Source organism: Isoptericola halotolerans, from assembly GCF_003003075.1.
Classification (GTDB): Bacteria; Actinomycetota; Actinomycetes; order Actinomycetales; family Cellulomonadaceae; genus Isoptericola; species Isoptericola halotolerans_A.
Window position 1 is genome coordinate 99,757 of the sequence record NZ_PVTX01000010.1, and the last position, 24,690, is coordinate 124,446.

At 73.0% G+C, this 24,690-nt stretch carries 31 protein-coding genes and 1 riboswitch; of the genes, 24 read left to right on the forward strand and 7 right to left on the reverse strand.

Annotated features, from left to right (window positions below):
• Nucleotides 1-9: 9 nt before the first annotated feature.
• The 4 genes from fmt to BCL65_RS14555 all read left to right on the forward strand — a co-directional run bounded on the left by fmt (nucleotide 10) and on the right by BCL65_RS14555 (nucleotide 4,131).
• The gene (fmt, locus tag BCL65_RS14540) at nucleotides 10-972 is read left to right on the forward strand and encodes a methionyl-tRNA formyltransferase (protein WP_106269219.1); all 963 of its coding nucleotides are present in this window, start codon (nucleotides 10-12) and stop codon (nucleotides 970-972) included.
• On the forward strand, nucleotides 969-2,504 hold the full coding sequence (locus tag BCL65_RS14545; protein WP_106269220.1) for an RsmB/NOP family class I SAM-dependent RNA methyltransferase: 1,536 nt from the start codon (nucleotides 969-971) through the stop codon (nucleotides 2,502-2,504). Before fmt ends, BCL65_RS14545 begins: the two co-directional genes overlap by 4 nt.
• Nucleotides 2,505-2,624: 120 nt before the next feature.
• Nucleotides 2,625-2,864 (forward strand): helix-turn-helix transcriptional regulator, encoded by a 240-nt coding sequence (locus tag BCL65_RS14550; protein ID WP_165800034.1) that lies wholly within the window; start codon nucleotides 2,625-2,627, stop codon nucleotides 2,862-2,864.
• Nucleotides 2,851-4,131 carry a type II toxin-antitoxin system HipA family toxin gene (locus BCL65_RS14555; RefSeq protein ID WP_106269222.1) on the forward strand — a complete coding sequence of 427 codons (1,281 nt, stop codon included), beginning with the start codon at nucleotides 2,851-2,853 and terminating at the stop codon, nucleotides 4,129-4,131. Before BCL65_RS14550 ends, BCL65_RS14555 begins: the two co-directional genes overlap by 14 nt.
• Before the next feature lie 4 nt (nucleotides 4,132-4,135).
• Here BCL65_RS14555 and BCL65_RS14560 read toward each other — a convergent pair whose 3' ends face one another.
• Nucleotides 4,136-4,654, reverse strand: coding sequence for a GNAT family N-acetyltransferase (locus BCL65_RS14560; protein WP_106269223.1), 519 nt, complete (start codon nucleotides 4,652-4,654; stop codon nucleotides 4,136-4,138).
• Between the two features lie 123 nt (nucleotides 4,655-4,777).
• On the opposite strand from BCL65_RS14560, the gene BCL65_RS14565 reads away from it, so the two are divergent.
• The 6 genes from BCL65_RS14565 (at nucleotide 4,778) to BCL65_RS14590 (ending at nucleotide 8,895) form a co-directional block, all read left to right on the forward strand.
• Complete coding sequence (locus tag BCL65_RS14565; protein ID WP_106269224.1) at nucleotides 4,778-5,185, forward strand: YciI family protein; 408 nt, start codon at nucleotides 4,778-4,780, stop codon at nucleotides 5,183-5,185.
• A 4-nt stretch (nucleotides 5,186-5,189) separates the two neighbouring features.
• Complete coding sequence (locus BCL65_RS14570; protein ID WP_106269225.1) at nucleotides 5,190-6,350, forward strand: RNA polymerase sigma factor; 1,161 nt, start codon at nucleotides 5,190-5,192, stop codon at nucleotides 6,348-6,350.
• A 54-nt stretch (nucleotides 6,351-6,404) separates the two neighbouring features.
• The gene (gene rpe, locus BCL65_RS14575; protein WP_106269226.1) at nucleotides 6,405-7,067 is read left to right on the forward strand and encodes a ribulose-phosphate 3-epimerase; all 663 of its coding nucleotides are present in this window, start codon (nucleotides 6,405-6,407) and stop codon (nucleotides 7,065-7,067) included.
• Nucleotides 7,068-7,225: 158 nt separating this feature from the next.
• On the forward strand, nucleotides 7,226-7,489 hold the full coding sequence (locus BCL65_RS14580) for a phosphoribosyl-ATP diphosphatase (RefSeq protein ID WP_106269227.1): 264 nt from the start codon (nucleotides 7,226-7,228) through the stop codon (nucleotides 7,487-7,489).
• Nucleotides 7,490-7,584: 95 nt separating this feature from the next.
• Nucleotides 7,585-8,433 (forward strand): ATP phosphoribosyltransferase, encoded by an 849-nt coding sequence (hisG, locus tag BCL65_RS14585; RefSeq protein WP_106269228.1) that lies wholly within the window; start codon nucleotides 7,585-7,587, stop codon nucleotides 8,431-8,433.
• A 3-nt stretch (nucleotides 8,434-8,436) separates the two neighbouring features.
• Entirely contained in the window at nucleotides 8,437-8,895 is a 459-nt protein-coding gene (locus BCL65_RS14590; RefSeq protein ID WP_106269229.1) for a PH domain-containing protein, read from the forward strand.
• Between the two features lie 10 nt (nucleotides 8,896-8,905).
• Here the strand turns inward: BCL65_RS14590 and BCL65_RS14595 are convergent, their stop codons facing one another.
• Nucleotides 8,906-10,711, reverse strand: coding sequence for a DEAD/DEAH box helicase (locus BCL65_RS14595; protein WP_106269230.1), 1,806 nt, complete (start codon nucleotides 10,709-10,711; stop codon nucleotides 8,906-8,908).
• 291 nt (nucleotides 10,712-11,002) lie between these two features.
• Here BCL65_RS14595 and BCL65_RS14600 point away from each other — a divergent pair, with 291 nt between their 5' ends.
• The 9 genes from BCL65_RS14600 (at nucleotide 11,003) to BCL65_RS14640 (ending at nucleotide 17,246) form a co-directional block, all read left to right on the forward strand.
• A complete protein-coding gene (locus tag BCL65_RS14600) occupies nucleotides 11,003-11,596 on the forward strand; it encodes a CDP-alcohol phosphatidyltransferase family protein (RefSeq protein ID WP_106269298.1) in 594 nt (197 codons plus the stop codon).
• Nucleotides 11,593-12,468 (forward strand): DUF881 domain-containing protein, encoded by an 876-nt coding sequence (locus tag BCL65_RS14605; RefSeq protein ID WP_106269231.1) that lies wholly within the window; start codon nucleotides 11,593-11,595, stop codon nucleotides 12,466-12,468. The genes BCL65_RS14600 and BCL65_RS14605 overlap by 4 nt, the downstream gene beginning before the upstream one ends.
• Nucleotides 12,465-12,797: a small basic family protein gene (locus tag BCL65_RS14610; protein ID WP_106269232.1), complete on the forward strand. Its 333-nt coding sequence runs from the start codon at nucleotides 12,465-12,467 to the stop codon at nucleotides 12,795-12,797. Before BCL65_RS14605 ends, BCL65_RS14610 begins: the two co-directional genes overlap by 4 nt.
• 2 nt (nucleotides 12,798-12,799) lie before the next feature.
• Nucleotides 12,800-13,894, forward strand: coding sequence for a DUF881 domain-containing protein (locus tag BCL65_RS14615; protein ID WP_106269233.1), 1,095 nt, complete (start codon nucleotides 12,800-12,802; stop codon nucleotides 13,892-13,894).
• A gap of 103 nt (nucleotides 13,895-13,997) precedes the next feature.
• A complete protein-coding gene (locus tag BCL65_RS14620; protein WP_106269234.1) occupies nucleotides 13,998-14,471 on the forward strand; it encodes an FHA domain-containing protein in 474 nt (157 codons plus the stop codon).
• Nucleotides 14,468-15,214, forward strand: a complete 747-nt coding sequence (gene ftsR, locus BCL65_RS14625) for a transcriptional regulator FtsR (protein ID WP_243401073.1) — start codon at nucleotides 14,468-14,470, stop codon at nucleotides 15,212-15,214. Before BCL65_RS14620 ends, ftsR begins: the two co-directional genes overlap by 4 nt.
• Before the next feature lie 92 nt (nucleotides 15,215-15,306).
• Entirely contained in the window at nucleotides 15,307-15,813 is a 507-nt protein-coding gene (locus BCL65_RS14630; RefSeq protein ID WP_106269300.1) for a bifunctional nuclease family protein, read from the forward strand.
• 182 nt (nucleotides 15,814-15,995) lie between these two features.
• Nucleotides 15,996-16,583, forward strand: coding sequence for a MerR family transcriptional regulator (locus BCL65_RS14635; RefSeq protein WP_106269235.1), 588 nt, complete (start codon nucleotides 15,996-15,998; stop codon nucleotides 16,581-16,583).
• 3 nt (nucleotides 16,584-16,586) lie between these two features.
• Complete coding sequence (locus BCL65_RS14640) at nucleotides 16,587-17,246, forward strand: MBL fold metallo-hydrolase (protein ID WP_106269236.1); 660 nt, start codon at nucleotides 16,587-16,589, stop codon at nucleotides 17,244-17,246.
• Nucleotides 17,247-17,283: 37 nt separating this feature from the next.
• Here the strand turns inward: BCL65_RS14640 and BCL65_RS14645 are convergent, their stop codons facing one another.
• Together BCL65_RS14645 and BCL65_RS14650 are read right to left on the reverse strand one after the other, a co-directional pair.
• Nucleotides 17,284-18,567, reverse strand: a complete 1,284-nt coding sequence (locus BCL65_RS14645; RefSeq protein ID WP_243401072.1) for a phospholipase D-like domain-containing protein — start codon at nucleotides 18,565-18,567, stop codon at nucleotides 17,284-17,286.
• A gap of 4 nt (nucleotides 18,568-18,571) precedes the next feature.
• The gene (locus tag BCL65_RS14650) at nucleotides 18,572-19,684 is read right to left on the reverse strand and encodes a tyrosine-type recombinase/integrase (protein ID WP_106269237.1); all 1,113 of its coding nucleotides are present in this window, start codon (nucleotides 19,682-19,684) and stop codon (nucleotides 18,572-18,574) included.
• A gap of 294 nt (nucleotides 19,685-19,978) precedes the next feature.
• Nucleotides 19,979-20,042: riboswitch (guanidine-III (ykkC-III) riboswitch) on the forward strand.
• A 12-nt stretch (nucleotides 20,043-20,054) separates the two neighbouring features.
• Here BCL65_RS14650 and BCL65_RS14655 point away from each other — a divergent pair.
• A complete protein-coding gene (locus tag BCL65_RS14655; protein WP_106269238.1) occupies nucleotides 20,055-20,372 on the forward strand; it encodes a DMT family transporter in 318 nt (105 codons plus the stop codon).
• Nucleotides 20,373-20,513: 141 nt separating this feature from the next.
• Here BCL65_RS14655 and BCL65_RS14660 read toward each other — a convergent pair whose 3' ends face one another.
• Entirely contained in the window at nucleotides 20,514-21,272 is a 759-nt protein-coding gene (locus tag BCL65_RS14660; RefSeq protein WP_106269239.1) for a DeoR/GlpR family DNA-binding transcription regulator, read from the reverse strand.
• Between the two features lie 52 nt (nucleotides 21,273-21,324).
• On the opposite strand from BCL65_RS14660, the gene BCL65_RS14665 reads away from it, so the two are divergent.
• From BCL65_RS14665 to BCL65_RS18050, 4 genes are all read left to right on the forward strand, one after another.
• Nucleotides 21,325-21,702 (forward strand): DUF4406 domain-containing protein, encoded by a 378-nt coding sequence (locus BCL65_RS14665; protein ID WP_106269240.1) that lies wholly within the window; start codon nucleotides 21,325-21,327, stop codon nucleotides 21,700-21,702.
• Nucleotides 21,699-22,352 carry an NUDIX domain-containing protein gene (locus BCL65_RS14670; RefSeq protein ID WP_106269241.1) on the forward strand — a complete coding sequence of 218 codons (654 nt, stop codon included), beginning with the start codon at nucleotides 21,699-21,701 and terminating at the stop codon, nucleotides 22,350-22,352. Before BCL65_RS14665 ends, BCL65_RS14670 begins: the two co-directional genes overlap by 4 nt.
• Before the next feature lie 159 nt (nucleotides 22,353-22,511).
• Nucleotides 22,512-23,627 carry a glycosyltransferase family 2 protein gene (locus tag BCL65_RS14675; protein ID WP_165800033.1) on the forward strand — a complete coding sequence of 372 codons (1,116 nt, stop codon included), beginning with the start codon at nucleotides 22,512-22,514 and terminating at the stop codon, nucleotides 23,625-23,627.
• A 97-nt stretch (nucleotides 23,628-23,724) separates the two neighbouring features.
• A complete protein-coding gene (locus BCL65_RS18050; protein ID WP_165800032.1) occupies nucleotides 23,725-23,901 on the forward strand; it encodes a hypothetical protein in 177 nt (58 codons plus the stop codon).
• 24 nt (nucleotides 23,902-23,925) lie between these two features.
• On the opposite strand, the gene BCL65_RS14680 is transcribed toward BCL65_RS18050, so the two are convergent.
• Both BCL65_RS14680 and BCL65_RS14685 read right to left on the reverse strand, forming a co-directional pair.
• Nucleotides 23,926-24,315 (reverse strand): VOC family protein, encoded by a 390-nt coding sequence (locus tag BCL65_RS14680; RefSeq protein WP_106269243.1) that lies wholly within the window; start codon nucleotides 24,313-24,315, stop codon nucleotides 23,926-23,928.
• A complete protein-coding gene (locus tag BCL65_RS14685; protein ID WP_106269244.1) occupies nucleotides 24,312-24,605 on the reverse strand; it encodes an ArsR/SmtB family transcription factor in 294 nt (97 codons plus the stop codon). The genes BCL65_RS14680 and BCL65_RS14685 overlap by 4 nt, the downstream gene beginning before the upstream one ends.
• Between the last annotated feature and the right edge of the window lie 85 nt (nucleotides 24,606-24,690).

The following is a 24,690-nucleotide window of genomic DNA, read 5'->3' on the forward strand; positions in this document are numbered from 1 at the left end:
ACTTGCACGGTGCGTCTGCTCTTCGCCGGAACCCCGGAACCCGCCGTCCCCGCTCTGCGTGCGCTGATCGACTCCGAGCACGAGGTGGTCGCCGTCCTGACGCGAGCCGACGCCCGGGCCGGACGCGGTCGGCGCCTGGCGCCCAGCCCCGTGCGCGTCGCCGCCGAGGACGCCGGCATCCCGGTGATCACCGACGCCCCCCGCGGCGAGGAGTTCGTCGAGCGCCTGCGCGACCTCGAGATCGACGCCGCACCCGTGGTGGCCTACGGGCACCTGCTGCGCGCCGACGTCCTGAGCGTGCCGCGCCTGGGGTGGGTCAACCTGCACTTCTCGGTGCTGCCCGCGTGGCGCGGCGCCGCCCCGGTGCAGCACGCGATCCTCGCCGGGGACGAGGTGACCGGCGCCACCACCTTCCTGCTCGACGAGGGCATGGACACCGGGCCGGTCCTCGGTACGGCCACCGAGACGATCCGCCCCCGCGACACGTCCGGCGACCTGCTCGGCCGCCTCGCGGTCTCCGGCGCCGAGCTGCTCGTGGCGAGCCTGGACGCGCTGGGCGCGGGCCGCCTCGCACCGCAGCCGCAACCCGCCGAGGGCGCCTCGCTCGCCCCCAAGATCACCCGCGGCGACGCCCTGGTGCGCTGGGACGACCCGGCGCTCGCGGTCGACCGGCGCATCCGTGCCGTCACGCCCGCACCCGGGGCGTGGACCACCCTGCCGGCCGCCGACGACGCGACGCCCCCGCCGCGACTCGGCATCGGACCCGTGCGGATGCGGCCCGAGGTCACCGACCTGGTCCCGGGCCGTCTGCGGGCCACCAAGGCCGAGGTGCTGGTGGGCACCGCCACCCACGCCGTCGCGCTCGGCGACGTGCAGCCCGTCGGCAAGAAGCCGATGCCGGCCGCCGACTGGGCGCGCGGCGCCGGTCGCGCCGTGCTCGACGCCGACGCACCCCTGGGAGGGACCCGATGAACGCCGAACAGCGCGACGACCGGCGGGACGCACGGGGGCGCCAGCGTGGCGCCGCCCGGTCCCGCGGTCAGGGGCACCGCACCTCCCAGGCGCCCTCGCAGCGCCGGCGGGCCACCGACCCGGCCCGCACCGCGGCGTACGACGTGCTGCGCGAGGTGGACGCCTCGGACGCCTACGCCAACCTCGTGCTGCCGCCGCTGCTGCGCGAGCGGGGCATCACCGGCCGTGACGCCGCGTTCGCCACGGAGCTCGCCTACGGCACCCTGCGCCTGCAGGGCCGCTACGACGCGATCCTCGCCCGCTGCGTCAGCCGCCCCCTGGACCAGCTCGACCCCGAGGTCCTCGACGTGCTGCGCCTGGGCGCCCACCAGGTCCTCGGCATGCGGGTGCCCGCCCACGCCGCCGTCTCCGAGACCGTCGGCCTGTGCCGTGACCGCGTGGGGGCCGGGCCCGCCCAGATGGTCAACGCCGTGCTGCGTGCCGTGGGACGCACCAGCCTCGACGACTGGCTGGACCGCATCCGCGCCGAGGCGCCGGACGAGACCACCGCGCTCGCGCTGACCGGCTCGCACCCCGTGTGGATCACCCGCGCCTTGCGCGAGGCCCTGCACGGCTCCGGGCGTCCGACCGGCGAGCTCGCCGACCTGCTCGAGGCCGACAACACCGCCCCGCGCGTCACGCTGGTCGTGCGTCCCGGGCTGGTCGAGCCCGACGACCTGACCGCCGACCAGGACCCGGACGGCGACGTGCGCCTCACGCCGGGACGCTGGGCGCCCACGGCACGGGTGCTCGCCGCCGGGACGGACCCCGCCGCCCTCGGCCCCGTCAGCGACGGACGCGCCGGCGTCCAGGACGAGGGCTCCCAGCTCGTCACCCTGGCCCTGGCCGCCACACCCCTCGAGGGACGCGACGAACGCTGGCTCGACCTGTGCGCCGGCCCGGGCGGCAAGGCCGCCCTGCTCGGGGCGCTCGCGGCCCGGCAGGGCGCACGGCTCGTGGCCAACGAGGTCCAGCCGCACCGGACCCGCCTGGTGCGCCAGGGGCTGCGTGCCGTGCCGCAGGAGACGGTGGAGGCCGTGCGGACCGGGGACGGGCGCGAGGTCGGCACCGACGAGCCGGGCGCCTACGACCGGGTGCTCGTCGACGCGCCGTGCACCGGCCTGGGCGCGTTGCGGCGTCGGCCCGAGTCCCGGTGGCGCCGCACGCCCGCCGACCTGGGCACGCTGACCGGCCTGCAGACCGAGCTGCTCACCTCCGCGCTGGAGGCCGTGCGGCCCGGGGGAGTGGTGGCGTACGTGACGTGCTCGCCGCACCTGGCCGAGACACGCCTGGTGGTCGACGACGTGCTGCGCCGCCGCGACGACGTCGAACGCCTCGACGCCCGCGCTGTGGTGCGCGACGTCCTCGTCCCGGGCGCCGAGATCGACCTGGGGGCCGACGACGGTGGCGCGGGCGGTCTGGACGTCCAGCTCTGGCCGCACGTGCACGGCACCGACGCGATGCACCTGACGCTGCTGCGCCGGACGGCCTGAGCAGGCCTTCTGCCGGGCGATCCGGCGACGTGCAGTGCCAGGAAATCCTTGCTCACTCGGGTACCGTCGGGATAACCTGACACAAGCGAGTGCATGGATATCCTGACTCAAGGAGGCGAGATGCCCCGCTGGACCCGAGCCCGGGGACCGCGCGACCTCGGCCGCTTCGTCCGCCAGGCACGCAAACGCCGCCACCTCAGCCAGGCGGCGCTCGCGGACGAGCTCGGCCTGACCCGGCAGTACGTCTCCGAGGTCGAGTCCGGCGTCGGGAACCTCTACATCACCCGACTGTTCGAGATCTTCGACGAGCTCGGCATCGACGTGCGCCTGGAGGAACGAGGCGACGATGACGACGTCTGAGCTGGACGCGTGGCTGTACGGCAGCCGCGTCGCGCGGTTCACCGCGCGCGACGCGGGTCGCGCTGCGCCCCGTGTCGATCTCACGTGGGACCGCGACGCTCTGGCCCGCTGGGGCTACGGCTCGCGGGTCCTGTCCCACCTGCTCCCGATGGACCCGGACCACGCTCCGCCTCCTGCCCGCGTGACCGCCTGGCTCGACGGGCTGATGCCGGAAGGGCGCGTCCGCGACCACATGGCCATGGACGCCGGGGTAGACCCCGAGGACACCGTGGGCTTCTTCGGTGCCTACGGCGGTGACACCGTGGGCGCGCTGCAGTTCGTGCCGGTCGGGGCCGCACCGCGAGCTGCCGCCGTCGGCGGGCGTCCCCTGGAGGCGGACGACATCGCCACGCTCCTGCACGCGAGCGTCGCCCGCGCGGGCGGGCAGGGACGTAGCCAACGACTGACCAGCTCGCTGCCGGGTATGGAGCCCAAGATCGGACTGGTGCGCGACGGCGAGCACTGGTGGCGGGCGTCGCCGGAGCAGCCGACCACGCACATCCTCAAGGTCGCCCGTGCGGCGGACTCGCCCACCGCCGACCTCGTCGACACCGAGGCGGCGGCCCTCGACCTCGCCCGGCGCATCGGCCTGACCACGATCGACGCGCACGTCGAGACGTTCGCCGACATGCGGTGCATCGTCGTCTCCCGCTACGACCGCGTCCCCGACGACGGCGCACCCGGCGGGCTGCGACGCATCCACCAGGAGGACGCCGCCCAGGCACTGGGCATCAACACCCGCGACCCGGAGCGCAAGTTCCAGCACGGACGGGCGCTGCCCTCCCTCGTCCGGATCGCCCAGGTGCTGCGGGACGACGGCGCGCGCCCGGACCCGCTCCTGGCGCTGACCGCGCTCAACCTCGCCGTCGGGAACACCGACGCCCACGCGAAGAACATCTCCTTGCTGCGCCGCGAGGACGGCACCGTGGCGCTGGCCCCGGCCTACGACGTCTCGATGCACCTCCACCACTCCCACGCCTCGCGGATCTTCGCGATGGACGTGGCGGGCGAGCGGGACATGGACGCGATCACGGGGAAGCACCTCGTCGCCGAGAGTGTCTCGTGGGGACTGCCACGGCGCCGCGCCGTGCGGGTCGTGGCGCGCACCCTCGACGACCTCAGGGCGGCGCTGGGCGAGATCGACCGGGACGCCCACCCTGGTGTCCCTGCCGAGGCGTGGCGCACCGTGGTCGAGCGCGCCGAGGTGCTGCGCCGGTCGGTCGACTGACGCCTCAGCGCAGGGAGCGCTGGAGCAGCATCGTGCTGACGCTCCGACCGCGCTTGACGCCCACGTCGCGCAGGACGCCGACCACCTCGAAACCGAGGCGGCGGTGCAGCGGCAGGGAACCGGCCGCGGCAGGATCGTCGGCGACGACGGCGACCACCTCGCGGACCCCGGCCAGCGAGCACGCGTCGAGCAGCGCCGAGAGCAACCGCGTCCCCACCCCGCGGCCCTGGGCCGCGGGGGAGAGGTAGATCGTCGTCTCGACGGTGTGCCGGTAGGCGGCCTTCGGGCGCCACGGAGAGGCGTAGGCGTAGCCGACGACGACGTCGTCGACCTCGGCGACCAGGAACGGCAGACCCCGGTCTCGGAGGTCGTCCAGGCGCACCGCCCAAGCCTCGACGCCGGGGGGCTCCTCGTCGAACGTCACCGCGGTGCGCAGCACGTACGGCTCGAGGATCGCGGCGACGGTGGGCAGGTCGCGAGCGGTGGCGGCACGGACGAGCGGCCGAGGGGCTGGTGTGTCCACGGCGCGAGAGTACCGGTGCCCGGCCAGGATGGGTCGAGGCGGGATGTCGAGAACACGAACCGGGCTCCGTCCCAGGGGTGAGAGCGGCCACGAGGGGCCGTCTCCGCGACGAAGGAGAGCACGATGACCAAGTACCTGCTGCTGAAGCACTACCGGGGCGCGCCGGCCGCCGTCAACGACGTCCCGATGGACCGGTGGACGCCGGAGGAGGTCTCCGCGCACATCCAGTACATGAACGACTTCGCGGCCCGGCTCGAGGGCACGGGCGAGTACGTGGACGGCCAGGCGCTCTCGCCCGAGGGCATGTTCGTGCGGTACGACGGCGAGGGTCGCCCACCGGTCACCGACGGGCCCTTCCCGGAGACCAAGGACCTGATCGCCGGCTGGATGGTGATCGACGTCGAGAACCAGGAGCGTGCGGTTGAGCTGGCCGGGGAGCTGTCCGCGGCGCCCGGTGCGGGCGGACGCCCGATCCACGAGTGGCTCGAGCTCCGGCCGTTCCTGACGGCAGCGCCCACCGTCACGGAGTGACCCGGTGGACGATGCGCTGCTGCGGGCTCTCACGCCCACGGTGATCGGCGTCCTCTGCCGTCGCGGAGCGGACTTCGCGACGGCAGAGGACGCCGTGCAGGAGGCACTGGTCGAGGCCGTGCGCCGGTGGCCGGACGACCCCCCGCAGGACCCGCGCGGGTGGCTGGTCACGGTCGCCTGGCGCAAGTTCCTCGACGTCGCCCGCGCGGACGCGGCCCGCCGGCAGCGGGAAGCTCGGGTGGAGGCGGAACCGTCGCCCGAGCCGGCCGCCTCCGTCGACGACACGCTCCGGCTGTACTCCCTGTGCGCGCACCCGTCCCTGACGCCGTCGTCGGCCGTCGCCCTCACGCTGCGCGCCGTCGGTGGCCTCACGACGCGGCAGATCGCCGAGGCATACCTCGTGCCGGAGGCGACCATGGCCCAGCGCATCAGCCGGGCCAAACGCACGGTCGCGGGTGTCCGGCTCGACCGGTCCGGCGACGTGGCCACGGTGCTGAAGGTTCTCTACCTCGTGTTCAACGAGGGCTACACCGGCGACGTCGACCTGGCCGCCGAGGCGATCCGACTCACGCGCGAGCTGCGGGGGATGTACCCCCACCCGGAGGTCGCGGGACTGCTCGCGCTCATGCTGCTCCACCACGCGCGTCGGCCGGCCCGGACCCGCGCCGACGGCGGTCTGGTGCCGCTCGCCGAGCAGGACCGTGGCCGGTGGGACACGGACCTGATCGCGGAGGGCGTCGAGATCCTCCAGGCGGCGCTCGCGCGGGACCGGCTCGGGGAGTTCCAGGCTCAGGCTGCCGTCGCGGCGCTCCATGCCGACGCCCGGACGGTGGGGGAGACCGACTGGGTGCAGATCGTGGAGTGGTACGACGAGCTGCTGCGGCTCACCGACAACCCCGTCGCCCGGCTCAACCGTGCCGTCGCCGTCGGCGAGGCCGACGGACCGCGAGCAGGTCTGGCCGCGCTGGTGCAGCTCGATCCCGGTCTGCCGCGCCACGCCGCGGCGGCCGCGTACCTGCACGAGCGGGACGGAGACCTGGTGACGGCGGCGCGGCTCTACACCGAGGCGGCGCGGGCGGCGACCAACCAGCCCGAGCGCGACCACCTGGTCCGCCAGGCCGCACGGCTCAACTCCGTACGGGGTCGGGAGCGCGGGCGAGGCTGAGCCCGCCGAGCAGGCCGGACGTGCCGATCCCTCGCCGCCTCTAGGCTGGGAGCCATGGCAGCCCTGATCAACCCGAGCATCCTGTCCGCCGACTTCGCGAACCTCGAGCGCGACCTCCAGGCGATCTCGACGGCGGACTCCGCGCACGTCGACGTGATGGACAACCACTTCGTGCCGAACCTGACGCTCGGCCTGCCGGTCTTCGAGCGGCTGGCGCAGGTCTCGCCGGTGCCGCTCGACGGGCACCTCATGATCGACGACCCCGACCGCTGGGCACCCGCCTACGCCGAGGCGGGTGCGGCGTCGGTGACGTTCCACGCCGAGGCGGCCCAGGCTCCTGTGCGGCTCGCACGCGAGCTCCGCAGGCTAGGTGCCCGGGCGGGGGTCGCGCTGCGGCCTGCGACCCCTGTGGAGCCCTTCCTGGACCTGCTGGCGGAGGTGGACCTGATCCTCGTGATGACGGTGGAGCCCGGCTTCGGGGGACAGTCCTTCATCGAGGGGACCCTGCCGAAGATCCGGCGCGCCCGGCAGGCGGTCAGCGAGGCCGGCCTGGACGTGCAGATCCAGGTCGACGGGGGAGTGTCGCGGGACACGATCGAGCGGGCCGCCGACGCCGGGGCGAACGTCTTCGTCGCCGGCTCGGCGGTGTTCGGGGCGGACGACGTCGCGGGTGAGATCGAGGTGCTGCGGGAGATGGCGAACCGGCACACGCACTGAGCGCCGTCAGGAACCGGCCGGCGGACGATCCCTTCTGCGTCACCGATCTGTGCCATCGATAGAAATAGTGTGCCAAGCGCGTACAGCACGCTGTGACGTCCGTCCCGAGCACCGGAACAGAGCCCGGACGACCGGGGGTCGCCGTCTAGGCTGGTGGGGTGAAGACCTTCGACTCCCTGTTCGCCGAGCTGTCCGAGAAGTCCCGGACCCGTCCCGCCGGGTCGGGGACCGTGGCTCAGCTGGACGCAGGCGTCCATGCGATCGGCAAGAAGATCGTGGAGGAGGCCGCCGAGGTGTGGATGGCCGCCGAGCACGAGACCGACGAGGCCGCCGCCGAGGAGATCTCGCAGCTGCTGTACCACCTGCAGGTGCTGATGGTCGCCAAGGGGCTCACCCTGGAGGACGTGTACGCGCATCTGTGAGCGCCCGGTCCGGTGTCGCCCGCTCGACGCCGGACCGCAGCGCGCGCTCCGGTCCGTACCACCGCCGTCCCGCTCGAACCGAACGAGGTAACCCGTTGCTCCGCATCGCCGTCCCGAACAAGGGCTCGCTCTCCACGCCCGCCACCGACATGCTGCGCGAGGCCGGCTACCGGCAGCGCCGCGACACCCGCGAGCTCGTGCTCACCGACGCCGACAACGGCGTCGAGTTCTTCTTCCTCCGCCCTCGGGACGTCGCCGTCTACGTCGGTGCCGGCACCGTGGACGTGGGCATCACGGGCCGTGACCTGTTGCTCGACTCCGACGCCGACGCCGTCGAGCACCTGCCGCTCGGCTTCGCCGGGTCGACGTTCCGGTTCGCCGCCCCGGCCGGGACGATCGACGACGTCGCCCAGATCGCCGGCAAGCGCGTCGCGTCGTCGTACACCACCCTCGTGCGGACCCACCTGGCACGCCAGGGTGTCGAGCCGGCGGCGATCGTCCACCTCGACGGAGCCGTGGAGAGCTCGGTGCGGCTCGGGGTCGCCGACGTGATCGCCGACGTCGTGGAGACCGGCACCACCCTGCGGGCCGCGGGGCTCGAGGTCTTCGGGGAGCCGATCCTGCGCTCGGAGGCCGTGCTGATCCGCCGGTCGGGCGACGACGTCCCGGCGGGGATCGAGATCCTCACCCGACGCCTGCAGGGCGTCATCACGGCCCGCGAGTACGTGCTGCTGGACTACGACGTGCCGACCGAGCTGCTCGACGCCGCCGTGGCCGTCACGCCGGGCTTCGAGTCGCCGACGGTGTCACCGCTGCACAACGGCCAGTCCGCCGCGGTGCGGTCGATGGTGCGGCGCTCGGAGACCAACCAGGTCATGGACGCGCTGTACGACGTCGGCGCCCGCGGCATCCTCGTCACCCGTATCCACGCCAGCCGCCTGTAAGCCATGGACGACGACGGCGCGCGGGACCCGTTCCGGACCTTCCGTCCGTGGTGGACGCGCGTCGCCGTCGTCGTCACCGGCATCTTCGCCGCCGGCGGGAGCATCGTCATCGGGCTGTTCGCCCCGCAAGGGGTCCTGCTCGGTCCCGCGACCCGCGTCACGTTCGTGGCCTTTGCGCTCTTCGCGGTGTGGCTGCTCTGGCGCCTGGGCGGCGTGCACGCGCGACCCGACGCCGACGGGCTCACCGTGCGCAACGTGATCAGTAGGCGCCGCGTCGCGTGGCCCGAGATCGTCGCGGTGCGGCTCACGGTGAACGACCCCTGGGTGACCCTGGACCTCGCCGACGGCGGCACGCTGGCCGTCATGGGGATCCAGCGGGCCGACGGCGAGCGGGGGATGGCGGAGGCCCGCCGGTTGCAGGCGTTGGCCCGTCAGCTCGGCGAGGCCCCCGACAGGCCCTGAGCCGCCCGACTCAGTGCGCGGCGTGGGCGGGGCGGCGCTCCGTGCGGGGCGCACGACGCTCCGGGGCGCCCTTGTCGACCGAGATCCGCAGCTGGCGGCCGGCGACGTTGGCGCGGCCGATGCGGTTCATCGTCGCGTCGTCCAGCGGCTTGGTGATGTCGACCAACGAGAAGTTGCCGAAGATGTCGATCTTGCCGATGTCGCCACCGCGCAGACCGCCCTCGTTGGTCAGCGCACCGACGATGCCGCGCGGCTGGGCGCCGTGGGTGTGCCCGACGGCGATGCGGTAGCGGGTGCCCTCCGCCGGACGGCGGATGCCGCGGCCTTCGCGGTCCGCTCGCGGGTGGCGGTGCGTCCGGTCGCCGTCGCGGTCGCCGCGCTCGGCCCGCTGCGTCTCGCGGGTGCGGCCACCCTTGACCTCGGCGCGCTCCTTCTCGTGCTCCTCCTGGGCAGCACGGTGGGCAGGGCCGTCGTCGCCGACCGCGAGCGCCAGGAGCGCTGCCGCGACCTGGGCGGCGTCGGGCGCGGTCCCGTCCTCGCGGGGGGCGAGGTGCTCGCTCAGGAGCTCGGTGTACAGCTCGAGGCGGCCGGCCTCGAGCCGTGCGGGCACGGTCCCGAGGATGGTGCGGGCGCGGTGTGCGGACACGTCGCGGGGGGAAGGGACCTCCACCTCGGTGAGCTTGGCCCGGATGGTGCGCTCGATGTGCTTGAGCTTGCCGCGCTCGTGGGGGGTGACGAACGACAGGGCGCGTCCGGTGCGTCCGGCGCGGCCGGTGCGGCCGACGCGGTGGACGTAGGCCTCGGGCTCGCGGGGGATGTCGAAGTTGACGACGAGGCCGATGCGGTCGACGTCGAGCCCGCGGGCCGCGACGTCGGTGGCGACGAGGACGTCGAGGGAGCCGTTGCGCAGCCGCTCGACGATCTTCTCGCGCTCCTTCTGGGCGACGTCGCCGGAGATGGTGGCGGCGGAGACGCCGCGTTCGACGAGCGCGACCCCGACCTCTTCCGCGGCGGCGCGGGTGCGGGTGAAGACGATGGTGGCGTCGGCCTCGGAGGTGGCGAGCACGCGCACGAGCGAACCGACCTTGTGGCGGAACGGCACGACGGCGTACGTCTGCTCGACGGCGGTGACGGTGCTGGACTGCCGCGAGACGGCGACCTGGACCGGGTTGTTGAGGTGGGTGTCGGCGACGGCGCGGATGGCGGGCGGCATCGTCGCGGAGAACAGGGCGACCTGTCGCTCGGTGGCGGCCTGGCCGAAGATCTTCTCGACGTCCTCGGCGAAGCCCATGCGGAGCATCTCGTCGGCCTCGTCGAGGACGAGGAACTTGACGGTGTCGAGGTGGAGCGAGCCGCGCTCGAGGTGGTCCATGACGCGACCGGGCGTGCCGACCACGACCTGGACGCCGTCGCGCAGGGCGCGCTGCTGGGGCACGTAGGGCGCACCGCCGTAGACGGGCAGGACCCGGACGCCGGGCAGGTGGGCGGCGAAGCTCTCGACGGCGTCGGCGACCTGCATGGCGAGCTCGCGGGTGGGGGCCAGGACGAGGGCCTGGACGTGCCCGCGGGAGACGTCGGCGGCCGGGTCGAGGGCGGCGAGCAGCGGGATGCCGAAGGCCGCGGTCTTGCCGGTGCCGGTCTGGGCGACACCGGTGATGTCGCGGCCGGACAGGAGGGCGGGGATCGCCTCGGCCTGGATGGGGGAGGGGGTGGTGAAGCCGAGGTCGTCCACGGCCTTCTGCAGCGGTGCGGGAAGGTGGAGGTCGGCGAAGGTGACCTGGGGCTCGGTGGGCAGCGTGGAGTCAGGGGTGCTCATGGCGAAGGGTGACCGTTTCGTCGGGTGCGGGGGGAGTCCTGCCACGCCGTGGGGCGCGGCGGTCGCTCGGTCCCGGACACACACCTGCACCTGGCTGGCTGTCTGCTTGATCTGCCAGGGCCTACGAACACGCGGGAAGACGACGAACTCCGAATGGATTGATCCCATCGTACGGGCCGCGAGCGCCGAGCGGCGGGCCGGAGGCCGGTGAGTTTGCCCACTGCGGCAGGATCTGCCCGGCCCTGCGTAGGATGTGCGCGGCAGGGGACTCGGTGGACACAGGCGGTGATCGTGCAGGCAGGGCAGGGCGACGCGGCCGTGTGGACGGTGCCGAACGTCGTGAGCATGGTGCGCCTGGCGCTCGTTCCGGTGTTCGCGGTGCTGATCGTGTCCGGCGAGGACGTCTGGGCGTTGGTCGTGCTGGCGGTGTCGGGCGCGAGCGACTGGCTGGACGGTTACCTCGCGCGCCGGCTCGACCAGGTGACGAAGCTCGGCCAGGTGCTGGACCCTGCGGCGGACCGGTTGTTCATCCTGGTGACGCTCGTCGGTCTGCTGTGGCGCGGCGTGGTGCCCTGGTGGGTGCTGGCCGTGGTGGTGCTGCGTGACGTGCTCCTGGCCTGTCTCGCTCCGGTCCTGGCTCGTCACGGCTACGGCCCGCTGGCGGTGAGCATGGTGGGCAAGGCGGGGACCTTCGCACTGCTGTACGCGTTCCCCCTGCTGCTGCTGGCGGAGTCGCCGGGTGTGGTGGGCACCGTCTCCCACGCGGTGGGGTGGGCGTTCGCCTGGTGGGGGATCGGTCTGTACTGGCTGGCCGGCTGGCACTATCTGGTGCAGACGCGCCGGCTCGTGCTGCGCGAGCGCGGCCGTGCGGAGGGTCGGGGATGACCGGGGTGCCGCCGGCCCGGCGGCCGGACGCGTCGATGACGCTCCTGGTCGAGGTCATGGAGAAGCCCCTGGACGCGGGGTACGCGGAGGCTGCGCGCCGCCGGGCGGAGGGCGAGGTCCCGTCGCGGGGTGCGGGTCCGTTGCTGCTCCTGCTCGTCGCCGTGCTGCTGGGGCTCATGACGGTCGCCGCCGCCCAGCAGCTGCGTGCGCCGTCGGAGGGTCCGTCGGCCCGTGAGGTGCTGGAGCAGGAGATCTCCGAGCGTCAGGCGTCGGCGGAAGCGCTGCGTGCGCAGACGGTGGCGCTCACCGAGGAGATCGAGCAGCTGCAGGCGGAGGCGCTGTCGGCCGCGGACCAGGGTCTGCTGGACCAGCTGCGGCTGGACGGCGTCGTGACGGGTGCCACCGCGGTGTCCGGGCCGGGCCTGGAGCTGACGCTGAGCGACAGCGACGCGGACCTCGGCGGCGTCGAGCCCTCGGACACCCGGGTGCAGGCGGTGGACCTGCAGACGGTGGTCAACGCGCTGTGGGCGTCGGGTGCGGAGGCGATCAGCGTGGGCGACCAGCGGCTGACGTCGCTGTCGGCGATCCGGCACGCGGGCGAGGCGATCCTGGTCGATCTGGTACCCCTGCCGGGCCCGTCGTACGTGGTGCGTGCCATCGGTGACCCGGAAGGCATGCAGGCCGCGTACGCTCGGACCGGCGCTCCGGCGTACACCCAGTACCTCTCTTCGGAGTGGGGTATCGGGTCGAGCATGAACCCCGTGGACGAGATCGACCTGCCGAGCGTGGGTGGGCAGGGTCTGCGGTACGCAGAACCGTGGGAGCCGGACGTGGAAGACAGCGTGGAAGACAGCCAGGAGGAGAGTCCATGATCGCCGTGGTCGGTCTGGTGATCGGTGTGGTGGCAGGGCTCGTCCTGCACCCGACGGTGCCGGTCGCGCTGCAGCCGTACCTGCCGATCGCCGTCGTGGCGGCGCTCGACGCGCTCTTCGGGGGGCTGCGCGCCAAGCTCGACGGGCTGTTCGACGACAAGGTGTTCGTCGTGTCCTTCCTGTCGAACGTCCTCGTGGCGGCGTTCATCGTCTTCCTCGGCGACCAGCTGGGTGTCGGTTCGCAGCTGTCGACGGCGGTGGTGGTCGTGCTCGGCATCCGGATCTTCTCGAACGCCGCGTCGATCCGACGGCACCTGTTCAGGGCGTGAGCATGAGCGACGAGCACCGCGAGCGCGACGGGTCGCAGGACACTCCTGGGGCCCCGGACGACGCCACGACGCCGGAGGACGCGCAGGAGGGCTCCGAGGCGACGGAGCCTGCCGAGCCGGACCCCGCGGACGACGCCGACGCCCATGGGCCTGCCGGGCCGTCGGACGAGCCGTTGGACCCCCTCGACCTGTCGGTGCCCGTGGCCTCGATCGTCGGCCCGGACGGTGGGGCCCCACCGCGCGAGACGTCCGCCGGCAGCGTGCCGGGGACCTGGCCGGGCCCCGGGACGGGATCGGTCCCGGCGGTGTCCGCGGTGGTGCCGCCGGAGCCGCAGGCGGACCGCGAGGACGTCGCCCCGCCGGACGGGCCGCCACCGGCCGGCGGCTGGCGTGCGCTGGCCGGTGCGATGCGCCCGCGGGCCAACAGGTCCCAGCTGCTCGCCGCCGTGCTGTGCGCTGCGCTCGGCTTCGCCCTCGTCGTCCAGGTGCAGCAGTCCGCCCAGGACCCGCTGTCGTCCGCCCGGCAGGACGACCTCGTCCGGCTCCTGGACGAGGTGACGCAACGCTCCGAGCAGCTCGCCGACCAGGTCGCCGAGCTGTCGCGCACACGCGACGAGCTGCAGTCGGGCACCGGTCAGGCCCAGGCGGCGGTCGACCTCGCGCAGGAGCGCGCGGGCACCGAGGGCATCCTGTCCGGGCGGCTGCCCGCCGTCGGTCCCGGGGTCGAGATCGTCGTCCGCGACCCGGACGGGCTCGTGGACGCCGCCAAGATGTTCAACGTGCTCGAGGAGCTGCGCAACGCGGGCGCCGAGGTGGTCGAGCTCGACGGCGTGCGTCTGGTGACCTCGACGTGGTTCCGCGACACCGACGAGGGGATCGTCGTCGACGACCAGGTGCTCGATTCGCCGTACCGGTGGACCGTCATCGGCGACCCCTCGACGCTCAGCCCCGCCCTGGAGATCCCCGGCGGCGCCCTGGCGACGCTGCGGACGGCCGGTGCCGAGGCCACGATCACCCAGCACGACGAGGTCGAGGTGACGGCGGTGCGCGAACCTCCCGAGCCGCAGTACGCGACACCGCAGGGACCGGAGGGATGACCTGCGCACGCCGTAGCGTGCGGCTTCCCGCCACGACCGGTGAGAGGGTAGGTTTGACGGACGACGGCGCACGTCGGACCGCCCGACCCAGCCAGGAGGACTGATGACGGACCCCCGCGCACTCCCGCACGAGACGGGTGCTGACACCACGGCCCACCTCGGCCGGCTCGGCGCGCCCGCGGAGGAGCAGGCCCCCCGGATCCCCCTGACCGCCGAGGAGGCTGCGGCCGTGGCCGCGCTGCCCCGGCACTCCGCCCTGCTGGTGGTGCAGTACGGCTCCGGCGCGGTCGGCGAACGGTTCCTCCTCGACTCCGACCGGACCGTCGCCGGCCGTAGCGAGCGGGCGGACATCTTCCTCGACGACGTGACGGTGTCGCGCAAGCATGCCGAGTTCGTGCGGGAGGGCGACCGGTTCGTGGTCCGTGACATCGGGTCGCTGAACGGCACCTACGTCAACCGCGACCGCATCGACGCCGCGACGCTCACCACCGGCGACGAGGTCCAGATCGGCAAGTTCCGCATGTCCTTCCACGCGAGCCCGCAGGCGCCGCGGGACCACCAGGCGCCGGTCCCGTGAGCATCGGGGCCGGGGTCGAGCCGGCCCCCGAGCCCGACGACGCCCAGGAGCCCTGGCCGCGCGGGATATCACGGCAGGCCTCGATGCGGATCTCGGACGTCCTCGCCCAGCTGCGCGGCGACTTCCCCTCCGTGTCCCACTCCAAGCTGCGCTTCCTCGAGGAGCAGGGGCTGATCACGCCCGTCCGCACGCCGGCCGGCTACCGCCAGTACAGCCCTGCGGACGTGGAGCGGTTGCGCTTCGTGCTCGCCGAGCAGCGCGACTCCTACCTGCCGCTGAAGGTCATCAAGGAACGGTTGGCCGCGATGGACGCGGGCGAGCCCGCGCCCGGACCGGCTCCGCGCCTCGCCGCGGACGCCGGGGCGACGACCGACGCCGCGCGTCGCCGCTGGACCGTCGAGTCGGTCTGCGACGCGACGAGCACACCGCCGGAGTTCGTCCGGGCGCTCATCACGGCGGGGCTGCTGCGCACCTCCTCGGGATACCTCGACGCCGGAGCGCCCGAGGTGGTGCGCCTGGCCACCCGGCTGGCCGAGCACGGCATCGAGCCCCGGCACCTACGACCGCTGCGCTCGTCGGCCGACCGCCACGTCGGCCTCGTCGACCAGGTCGTCGCGCCCTACCGCAGCCAGCAGGCCGCGGACGGTCGCGCGCACGCCGCCGGCCTGGCCGAAGAGCTCGGCGACCTCGTCGCCCGGCTGCACGCCGCCTGGGTCCGCGAGGGCACCTCGTCCCTCGGCTGAACCCGACCGGCCGGACACGTCGTCTCTGGGGGCGCGCGGACCCGTGCCGTAATACCGTGGAACGCGTGGAGAGCGACGACGCGGAGGCACCGATGGTGCCGGTCGAGGTGCTCGGGGTCCGACAGCAGCAGCGTGACCAGGAGATCGTGGTCCTGCTGTTCGACACCGCGGCCGAGCTTGCCGTGCCCATCGTGATCGGCGCCCGCGAAGCCTCCGCCATCGCCATGGCGCAAGCAGGCGTGGCGACGCCCCGTCCCATGACCCACGACCTCCTGCGAGACCTGCTCGGTGCCGTGGGCGTCGACCTGGACCGCGTCGAGATCGTCGCCCTCGACGGTGGGATCTTCTTCGCCGAGCTCGTCCTGTCCACCGGCGTCCGGCTCGACTCGCGGGCTTCCGACGCGATCGCCCTGGCGGTCCGCACCGAGAGTCCCGTGCTCTGCTCGGCCGAGGTGGTCGCAGCCGCCGGCGTCGAGGTCGTCGACCTGGACCAGCAGAAGGAGGTCGAGAAGTTCCGCCACTTCCTCGACCACGTCACCGCCGAGGACTTCACCACACCCGAGGGGCCGAGCGATCTCGGCGACGACACGCCACCTTGACCCTCAGGTTCAGCCTGAAGGTCGCGGGTTATGGTGTCCAGGAACCCTCTACCAGCGGTTCACGGTCGCCACGACAGGTCACGGTTCAGCACCGGTCCGCGACACGCCGAACGTCTCGAGCGCAACGTCGTTGACGCCCCCCGGGGGCGGTCCTAGCGTGGAATCGACATCTTGGAGGCACAGTGAACAGCAGCGGTGAGGCGAGCGTCGAGGTCAGCGCAGCGCCGACCGGCGCCCAGGGACTTCTCTTCGGTGAGGACCTCACGGAGCAGGACGGCGGCACCGGGTACCGCGGGACCACGGCCTGCCGGGTCGCGGGCATCACCTATCGGCAGCTCGACTACTGGGCACGCACCGGTCTGGTCGAGCCGTCGATCCGACCGGCGAGCGGCTCCGGCACGCACCGGCTGTACAGCTTCCGTGACGTCCTGGTGCTCAAGGTCGTCAAGCGGCTGCTCGACACGGGGGTGTCGCTGCAGCAGATCCGCAGCGCCGTCACCCACCTGCGCGAGCGCGGCGTCGACGACCTGGCCCAGATCACGCTCATGAGCGACGGTGCGTCCGTCTACGAGTGCACCTCGCCGGACGAGGTCGTGGACCTCGTGCAGGGCGGCCAGGGCGTCTTCGGCATCGCCGTGGGCCGGGTCTGGCGCGAGATCGAGGGCACGCTGTCCCAGATGCCGACCGAGTCGCTCGAGGACGAGGGCGACGACGGACCGCACGGGGAGGACGAGCTCGCCGTACGCCGGCGGGCACGTCACGTCGGCTGACCCGTGCGCCTGACGTTCCACGGGCACGCCTGCGTCAGCATCTCGGGCGCCGGGACCCGCGTCGTGATCGACCCCGGCACGCTGGCTGATGCTCGCGGGGCGCTGGCGGGCGCCAGCGGGGTGCTGATCACCCACGAGCACCCGGACCACCTGGACGTCGAGGCCGTCGTGGAGGCACTGCGGGGCGACGCCACGCTCACGGTGCGCGGCACCGCCGGAGTCGTCGAGGCGCTGCGCGACGCCGGGATGCCCGGCGAACGTGCGCAGGCGGCCGAACCGGGCGAGGAGCTGGAGCTCGGTGCCGCCCGGGTGCTGGTCGGCGGCGGCGACCATGCCCCGATCCACCCGCGGCTGCCGCTGATCGCCAACCGGACGTACACCGTCGCGCTCGACGGTGCCACGGTCCACCACCCCGGGGACTCGTTCGACGTACCCGCCGGAGCCCTGGACGTGCTGTGCCTGCCCGTGTCCGGGCCGTGGCTGCGGCTGTCCGAGGTCATCGACGTCACCCTGGCCGCGAGCGCCCGCACCGTCGTCCCGGTGCACGACGCGCTGCTGAGCGAGACGGGCCACCAGCTGACGCGGCGATGGCTGGACACCGGGCGTCTCGGCGGCGAGCACGTGTACCGCCGCCTCGCCGCGGGGGAGTCCTTCGAGGTGTGACGCCGGCTCGCTCGTCCCGCGAGCCGGCGTGGCGGGCTCAGAGCAGCGGCTCGAGCGGCTCCAGCACCCGCTCGGCGACCTTCGTCAGCAACGAGCGTTCCCGCCACTCGTCGTAGGTGAGCTCGTGGGAGTTGCTCTCGTCCATGCGGAACACCTCCTCGAGCGTGCTCGCCACGCCGGCGTCGACGATCTCGAGGTTGATCTCGTAGTTGCCGGTGAGGCTGAGCCGGTCGATGTTCGCGGTGCCCACGGTGGACCAGCGGCCGTCGATGGTGGCCGTCTTGGCGTGGACCATCGCCCCCTCGTACAGCATGATCCGCACCCCGCCGCGCAGGAGCTTGGTGTACCGGCCGCGGGCGAGCCAGTCGGCCAGGGAGTGGTTGGAACGTTCGGGGACGAGCACGCGCACGTCCACCCCGCGGGCGGCGGCGGCGAGCAGCGCCTTGAGGATGTCGCGGTCGGGGATGAAGTAGGCCTGGGTGATGTAGATGTGGCTCGTCGCCCTGTCGATCGCGTCGAGGTAGAGACCCCGGATGGGAAAGACGAGGTCGCTGGGGGCGTTGCGGGCCGCTCTGAGGCTGGGCTGCCAGTGCTCGGCGCCCTTGTCCTGCAGCACCGGGTGCTTGTGGGTGCGCCAGCGGTTCCAGAAGTCGACGAAGGCGTTCTGCAGCTCCCACGCCGCCCGGCCCTCCAGCCGGATGTGGGTGTCGCGCCACTTGGTGGCGTACTCCTCGCCGATGTTGTAACCACCCACGAACGCCACCTCGTCGTCGACGACGAGGATCTTGCGGTGGTCCCGCCCGGAGCGTCGCACGTCGAGCGTGAGCAGGCCCGGGCGCAGGGCGGGGAACCGCAGGACGTGGACCTGCGGCGGGAAGTGGAAGAACGATTGGGGCACGACGAGGTTGGCGAAGCCGTCGTAGACGACGTAGACCTCGACGCCGCGCGCGGCGGCCTCGGAGATCGCCCGCTTGAAACGCTCGCCGGTGTCGTCGCCCTTCCAGATGTAGGTCTCGAGGAAGACGGTGTGCCGGGCGCCGTCGATCGCCTCGAGCATCGCCTCGTAGAGGTCGTCACCGTAGGTGTACAGCGTCGCGGTGGTGCCGTCGATCTCCGTCGACATCGGTGCGGCGGTCGGGAACTTGCTGTCGAGGGGGTACCGCTGGCCGCGGATCTTGTCGGTGACCATGACCGCGGCACCGGCCGTCAGCGGGACGGCGGCGGCCAGGATCGCGGCACGCCGGGCGGCCTTGCCGATGCGTCGCCAGTCGACCTGGATGTGGACCGGGAGAGCGAGGGACTGCTGCTGCGGGCTGGGCACGTCCTCACGCTAGCGGCGTCGAGGCCGTCGCGCCTGGTGATTCGGCCGCGACGGCGTGTGAGGCGTCCCGCAGGGAGTCCGCGAGAGGGTGGGTGCGGATGGCTGCGGCGAGCTCACCGTCGATGCGGTCGAGGTAGGCGCCGGTCGTGGCGATCGAGGCGTGGCCGAGGAGCTCGGCGACCACCTTGACGTCCCACCCGTCGGCGACGAGGAGCGTCGCGGTGGTGTGGCGCAGCGCGTGCGGGGTGGCGGGACGCCGGTAGGCCTCGGGCATGCGCGCGACGGCGCGTGCCAGCAGGGCACGGATCGCCTGGGTGTCGAGCCGACGACCCCGCCACGACAGCAGGAGCGCGCGTTGGGCGTCGGCGTCCTCGGGTCGGCGGGCGGCCAGCCGCGGTCGCAGGCCCGTCAGGTAGCTCTCGAGGGCGGTCGCCAGCGGAGGGCTCAGCGCCACCGTCCTGGTCGAGCCGCCCTTGCCGACGATGCGCCAGCGGGTCTCGTCCGGTTCCCGGGTGAGATCGGCGACGTCGGCGCGGGCGAGCTCGGAGACGCGGGGCCCGAGGACGATCAGCAGCGCGACCACGAGGCGGTCCCGGGCCGCGAGCGCCTGGTCGGCGCGGGTGGTGCGAGCCGGGCCCGGGTGGTCGGCGGCCTCCTGGACGGTGGTCACGAGGGCCTGCGCGGCGGAGGCCGAGAGCGCGGTCCGTTCGACACGCAGCCGCTCGCGCACCTTGGCGGGCGGTGCGGCCCACTGCATCGGGTCGGCCTGCACCCAGCAGTGCCGGGCGGCCGACGAGAAGAACCGGGTCACGGACTGGCGGAAGCGGTTGACGGTGGCGGTGGAGCGGCCGGGGGCGCCCTTGCGGCGGGGGTCGGTGTACCGCCCGTCCGGGCCTGACTGGTAGCGCACGAGAGCGTCGTCGACGTCGTCGCCGGTGACGTCGTCGAGCACGCGGTCGGGGCCGAGGAGGCGGGCGAGCTCGGCCACGTCGCGCGCGTAGGAGCGTTCGGTGGCGGGGGAGAGGACGCCACGGACCGTCTCGACCCGCACCGACGCGAGGTAGCGGTCCGCCGCCTGGGCGACGGTGAGCCGTTCGAGCCGGGGCGGCGCGACCATCGTGTTCCTCCTGTCCGACCTCTGGCGGCCTGGGATGACCGGGGGAGCGCAGGCTTGTGACCTGCACCGTCATCGTCGTCAGGGTAGACGCCGGCACCGACAGCGACGGCAGGGCGGAGGACTCGACCGGGACGGAACCACTGTGTTGTGGCATACACAATGGTTTGATCCGAATGTCCGTTTCAGTGTAGCCCGGGACGCGCACGGTGGCCAGATGGTCAGATGGTGACCGGATGGTGAGTCAGCTCGCCGGGCGCGCCGTCGACGGGCCGCCGAGCCGTGCGATGATCGGGTCCAGAGCCTGACACGGCTCCCGGACGAGGGTTGCCGTACCCGGAACGCGACAAGACGGCATCGGGGAGTGAGTGTCATGTCATGGATCGTCCTGGTCGTCTCGGGGATGCTGGAGGCCGTGTGGGCCACGGCGCTCGGCCGCTCCGAGGGATTCTCGCGGCTCGTGCCCAGCATCGTGTTCGCGGTCAGCCTGACGGCCAGCATGGCCGGCCTGGCGTACGCGCTGCGCGAGCTGCCGGTGGGCACGGCCTACGCCGTCTGGGTCGGCATCGGCGCGTCGTTGACGGCCGGCTACGCGATGGCGACCGGCGCCGAGCCGGTGACCGTCGTCCGGATCGTGCTCATCCTGGGCATCGTCGCGTGCGTGGCGGGCCTGAAGCTGACGACGCACTGACACGCTGCGGGGGGAGCGACCGGCGGCCGCTGTCGGCCGCTTCTTCCACCCAAAATGACATAATATGCATTATCGGCTACCTGTGCAGGAGCGCTTCCGGCCTGCCCGGCGTGCGTTCCGTGACCGTTCCGGTGCCCGTTCTCACCGAGGCGCCAGGACGAGACGGATCCGCGCTCCGAGCGCGTCCATGACGTCGGTGTCCGGCCCGGCGTCGGTGATCACGCCGGCGACGGCGTCGAACCCGATCACCTGGTACGGCGACGCCGTGCCGATCTTCTCCGACGAGCCCAGCACGTAGGTCTCGGCGGCTCGACCTGCCAGCACCCGCTTCATGGCGGCCTCGTCGGCGTCACCGGTGGTCAGGCCGGCGTCCGGGTGGATCCCGGTGACGCCGAGCAGGAATAGGTCGGCGGAGATCCGCTGCGCCGCCTCCGCCGCGGCGGCACCGCTCGTGACCGCCGAGTGCTTGAACAGCCTGCCGCCGAGCACGAAGACCTCGACGCCGGGGTGCTCGACGAGTGCGGCGGCCACGGTCGGGCTGTGCGTGATCACCGTGCAGCGCAGGTCCGGCGGCAGTGCCGACGCGACCGCGAGCGCCGTGGTCCCGCCGTCGAGGATGACCGTGCTGCCGGGGTCGATCAGGCGCACCGCGGCCGTGGCGACCTGTTGCTTGCCGACGACGGCGACCCGTCGTCGTCCGTCGTAGTCGGCGAGGGCGGCGGAGGCGGGCAGCGCTCCCCCGTAGACGCGTTGGCACAGGCCCTCGGCGGCCATCTCGCGCAGGTCCCGGCGGATGCTGTCCTCCGAGAGACCGAGCTCCGCGGCCACCGTCTTGGCGACGATCTTGCCGTCGCGGCGCAGGGTGTCGATCAGATGGTCGCGACGCTCCGCGGCAAGCATGTTTGATCTCGTTTCTTCGTAGTTGTTCACGTTCTAGGGCTACCCTACTGCCATGAACCGACCACTGCTCATCCTGATCGCCGGCCCGTACCGTTCCGGCACCGCCGGGGACCCCGTCGCGATGGAGGCCAACCTGCGACGTCTCGAGGAGGCCGCCTGGCCCCTCTTCGAGGCGGGCCACGTCCCCATGATCGGTGAGTGGGTCGCGCTGCCGGTCCTGCACTCGGCGGGCGCAACGGTGCACGACGACCTGGCGGCCGAGGTGCTCTACCCCACCGCGCAACGCCTCCTGCAGCACTGCGACGCCGTGCTGAGGTTGCCGGGCGAGTCCAGCGGGGCGGACCAGGACGTCGCGATCGCCAGGAGTCGCGGTCTGCCCGTCTACGAGGACGTCGCCGACGTGCCGCGCCGCACGGACGGCGACCGGTGAGCGGGCAGCCCGGCGTCGACGTCCCGGACCACCGCGGACGCACGGGTCTCGACCAGGCGGGTCGCACGTTGGACCGCAACCCCGACGTCGTCGTGCGCGACGTCGAGCTGACCTCCCAGGGGTGGCACGTGCTGCGCCGGACCACGTTCGACCAGCGGCGCCGGGACGGACGCTGGTCGACGCTGCAGCGCGAGACCTACGACCGTGGCGACGGCGCGACGATCCTCCTGCACGACGCCGCGCGGTCCAGCGTCCTGCTGACCCGACAGTTCCGGTTCCCGGCCTACGTCAACGATCATCCCGACGGCATGCTGATCGAGACGGCGGCAGGCCTGCTGGACGACGACGACGCCGAGACCGCGATCCGGCGCGAGGTCACCGAGGAGCTGGGCGTCACGGTCGGGCCGGTGACCCACGTCTTCACCGCCTACATGAGCCCGGGGTCCGTCACGGAGAAGGTGCACTTCTACGCGGCGCCGTACTCCCCGGCAGACCGGACGGGGCCCGGCGGGGGTGTCGCCGCCGAGGGTGAGGACATCGAGATCGTCGAGCTCTCGCTGGGCAGCGCACTGGCGATGATCGACGACGGGCGCATCGTCGACGGCAAGACCATCATGCTGCTCCAGTGGTGGGCGCTGACCACATCTTGAGGTCCCCCGGCGTCGACGCCGTCGGCGCCTTGAGCAACTGAGCGAGCCGCGACGATCCAGCGCGAGAACACGCGCTGACCTGCGCACTTCCCGACGGCAGCCTGAGATCGCTCGCCGAGGCTTCGTATCGACCGCACAACGTCGACCTCGGAGCCCACGGTGAACACCTCGTCGAACCGCCCGCAGCGCCACCTCGCTCAGCCGGACCACGCCGTCGGCGAGACCGGCCCGCGCGTCGTCGTGATCATCCCCGCCCACGACGAGCAGGACGCGCTGCCGGACACGATCGCCTCGCTGCGGCTCCAGACCCGCCGGCCCGACCGCGTGCTCGTCGTCTCCGACAACAGCACGGACGCCACCGTCGCCGTGGCGCGGGCGGCGGGCGCCGAGGTCATGGAGTCGGTGGCCAACACCGCCCGCAAGGCCGGCGCGCTCAACCAGGCGATCAGCACGGTCGGCGAGGACGTCGTCATGGTGCTCGACGCCGACACGACCATCGCGCCCACGTTCATCGAGGAGGGCCTCGCCGTCCTCGCCGCGGAGCCGCGGGTGGCCGCCGTCGGCGGCGTGTTCCGCGGACGCCCGCCGGTCGGCTACCTGCAGCGCTGCCAGGCCAACGAGTACACGCGCTACGGCGTCCAGGTCGACGTCACGGGCCGTACCGCGGTGCTGACCGGGACCGCGGCGCTGGTGCGCTGCAGCGCGCTCGACGAGGTCGCGGCCGCGCGCGGCACCACGCTGCCGGGCCGGCGCGGCGACGTGTACGACCGCGACGCGATCACCGAGGACTCGGAGCTGACGCTCGCGCTGCGGACCCTCGGCCACGAGCTGCGCTCCCCCGTCACCATGAGCTGCACCACCGAGCTCATGCCGACCGCGGGCGACCTGCACCGCCAGCGCGTGCGCTGGTACAAGGGCATGCTCGACAACCTGGCCGCCTACGGTGTGACCCGGACGACCGCCCGCTACATCGGCCAGCAGGTCATGCTCGTCGTCGGCACGCTGATGATGACGGCGTTCCTCCTGCTCACCGCCGTCACGGTCGTCACGGGAACCTTCGTGCTGTCCCCGCTCTGGGCGGGCGTCGGCCTGGTGTTCGCCGTCGAGCGACTGGTGACCGTCTGGAGCGCCGGGCGCCGGGCACGGCTCCTCGCGGCGCTCGTGCTGCCCGAGCTCGTCTACGACCTCGCGCTGCAGCGGGCGTTCGTCCACGCCGCAGCGCTGTTCCTCGGCCGCCGCCAGACCACCTGGAACCACGTCACCGCCGTCGCCTGAGCGGCGCCACTCCCCCGTCTTTCCTGCCCGCAGGACCACCGGGCGCGGTCAGCCGCGCCCGGACACCGAAGAAGACAACCCCCAGAAGGAGCTCGCCATGTACCACTCCACCGTTGCCCAGACCGCGCCCGTCCTCGCCGCCACCGGTGTCGCCGCCGCCTTCCACGTCGTCGCGGCCTGGACGCTGCTCGTCGCCGGCCTCGCCCTGATCACGACCGCACGCGTCCTGCGTCGGCGCCACCAGCGTGCCGTCGTCGCCCGGCAGAGCTTCTGACCGGCTGGTCCGTTCGCCGGATCCCTAGGCCGGGCCGGCGATCTGGACCAGGTTGCCGCAGGTGTCGTCGAAGACGGCCGTGGTGACCGGTCCCATCGTCAGCGGCTCCTGGGTGAACCGCACGCCCAGACCCCGCAGCCGCTCGCACTCCGCACGCACGTCGTCGACGGCGAACTGGGCCAGCGGGATGCCGTCCGCGACGAGAGCCTCGCGGTAGGGCGCGACCGCCGGGTGTCCGGCGGGCTCCAGGAGCAGCTCGGTGCCGTCGGGGTCGTCGGGCGCCACGACGGTCAGCCACCGGTCGCTCTCCCCCAGCGGGACGTCGTGCTTGGTCCTGAAGCCGAGAATGTCGGTGTAGAAGGCGTGCGCCGTGGCCTGGTCGTCGACGAACACGCTGGTCAGCTGGATCTTCATGGGGTGGTCTCCGGTTCGTCGGGAAGAGGCCACCGCGCAGCGATGTGCCGCAGCGGCGCGGTGTCCAGGTCGTGGAACTTGTAGCGGCCCTCCCGTCGGCTCCTGACGAGCCCGGCGGCCTCGAGCACCGCGAGGTGCTGCGAGACGGCCTGCCGCGAGATCGTGAGCCGATGCTTCACGGCGAGCCGTCCGCAGATCTCGAACAGCGTCTGCCCTGATCTCTCGGCGAGCTCGTCGAGGATCGTGCGGCGGGTCGGGTCGGCCAGCGCCTTGAAGAGATCGTCGGCCATGCCCCGAAGATAGGCAAGTGCCGACTTGCCTGTCAAGGTGCGCTGTCCCTGCCCCTGCGCACCCCCTCGTGCGCGAGCAGGGCGC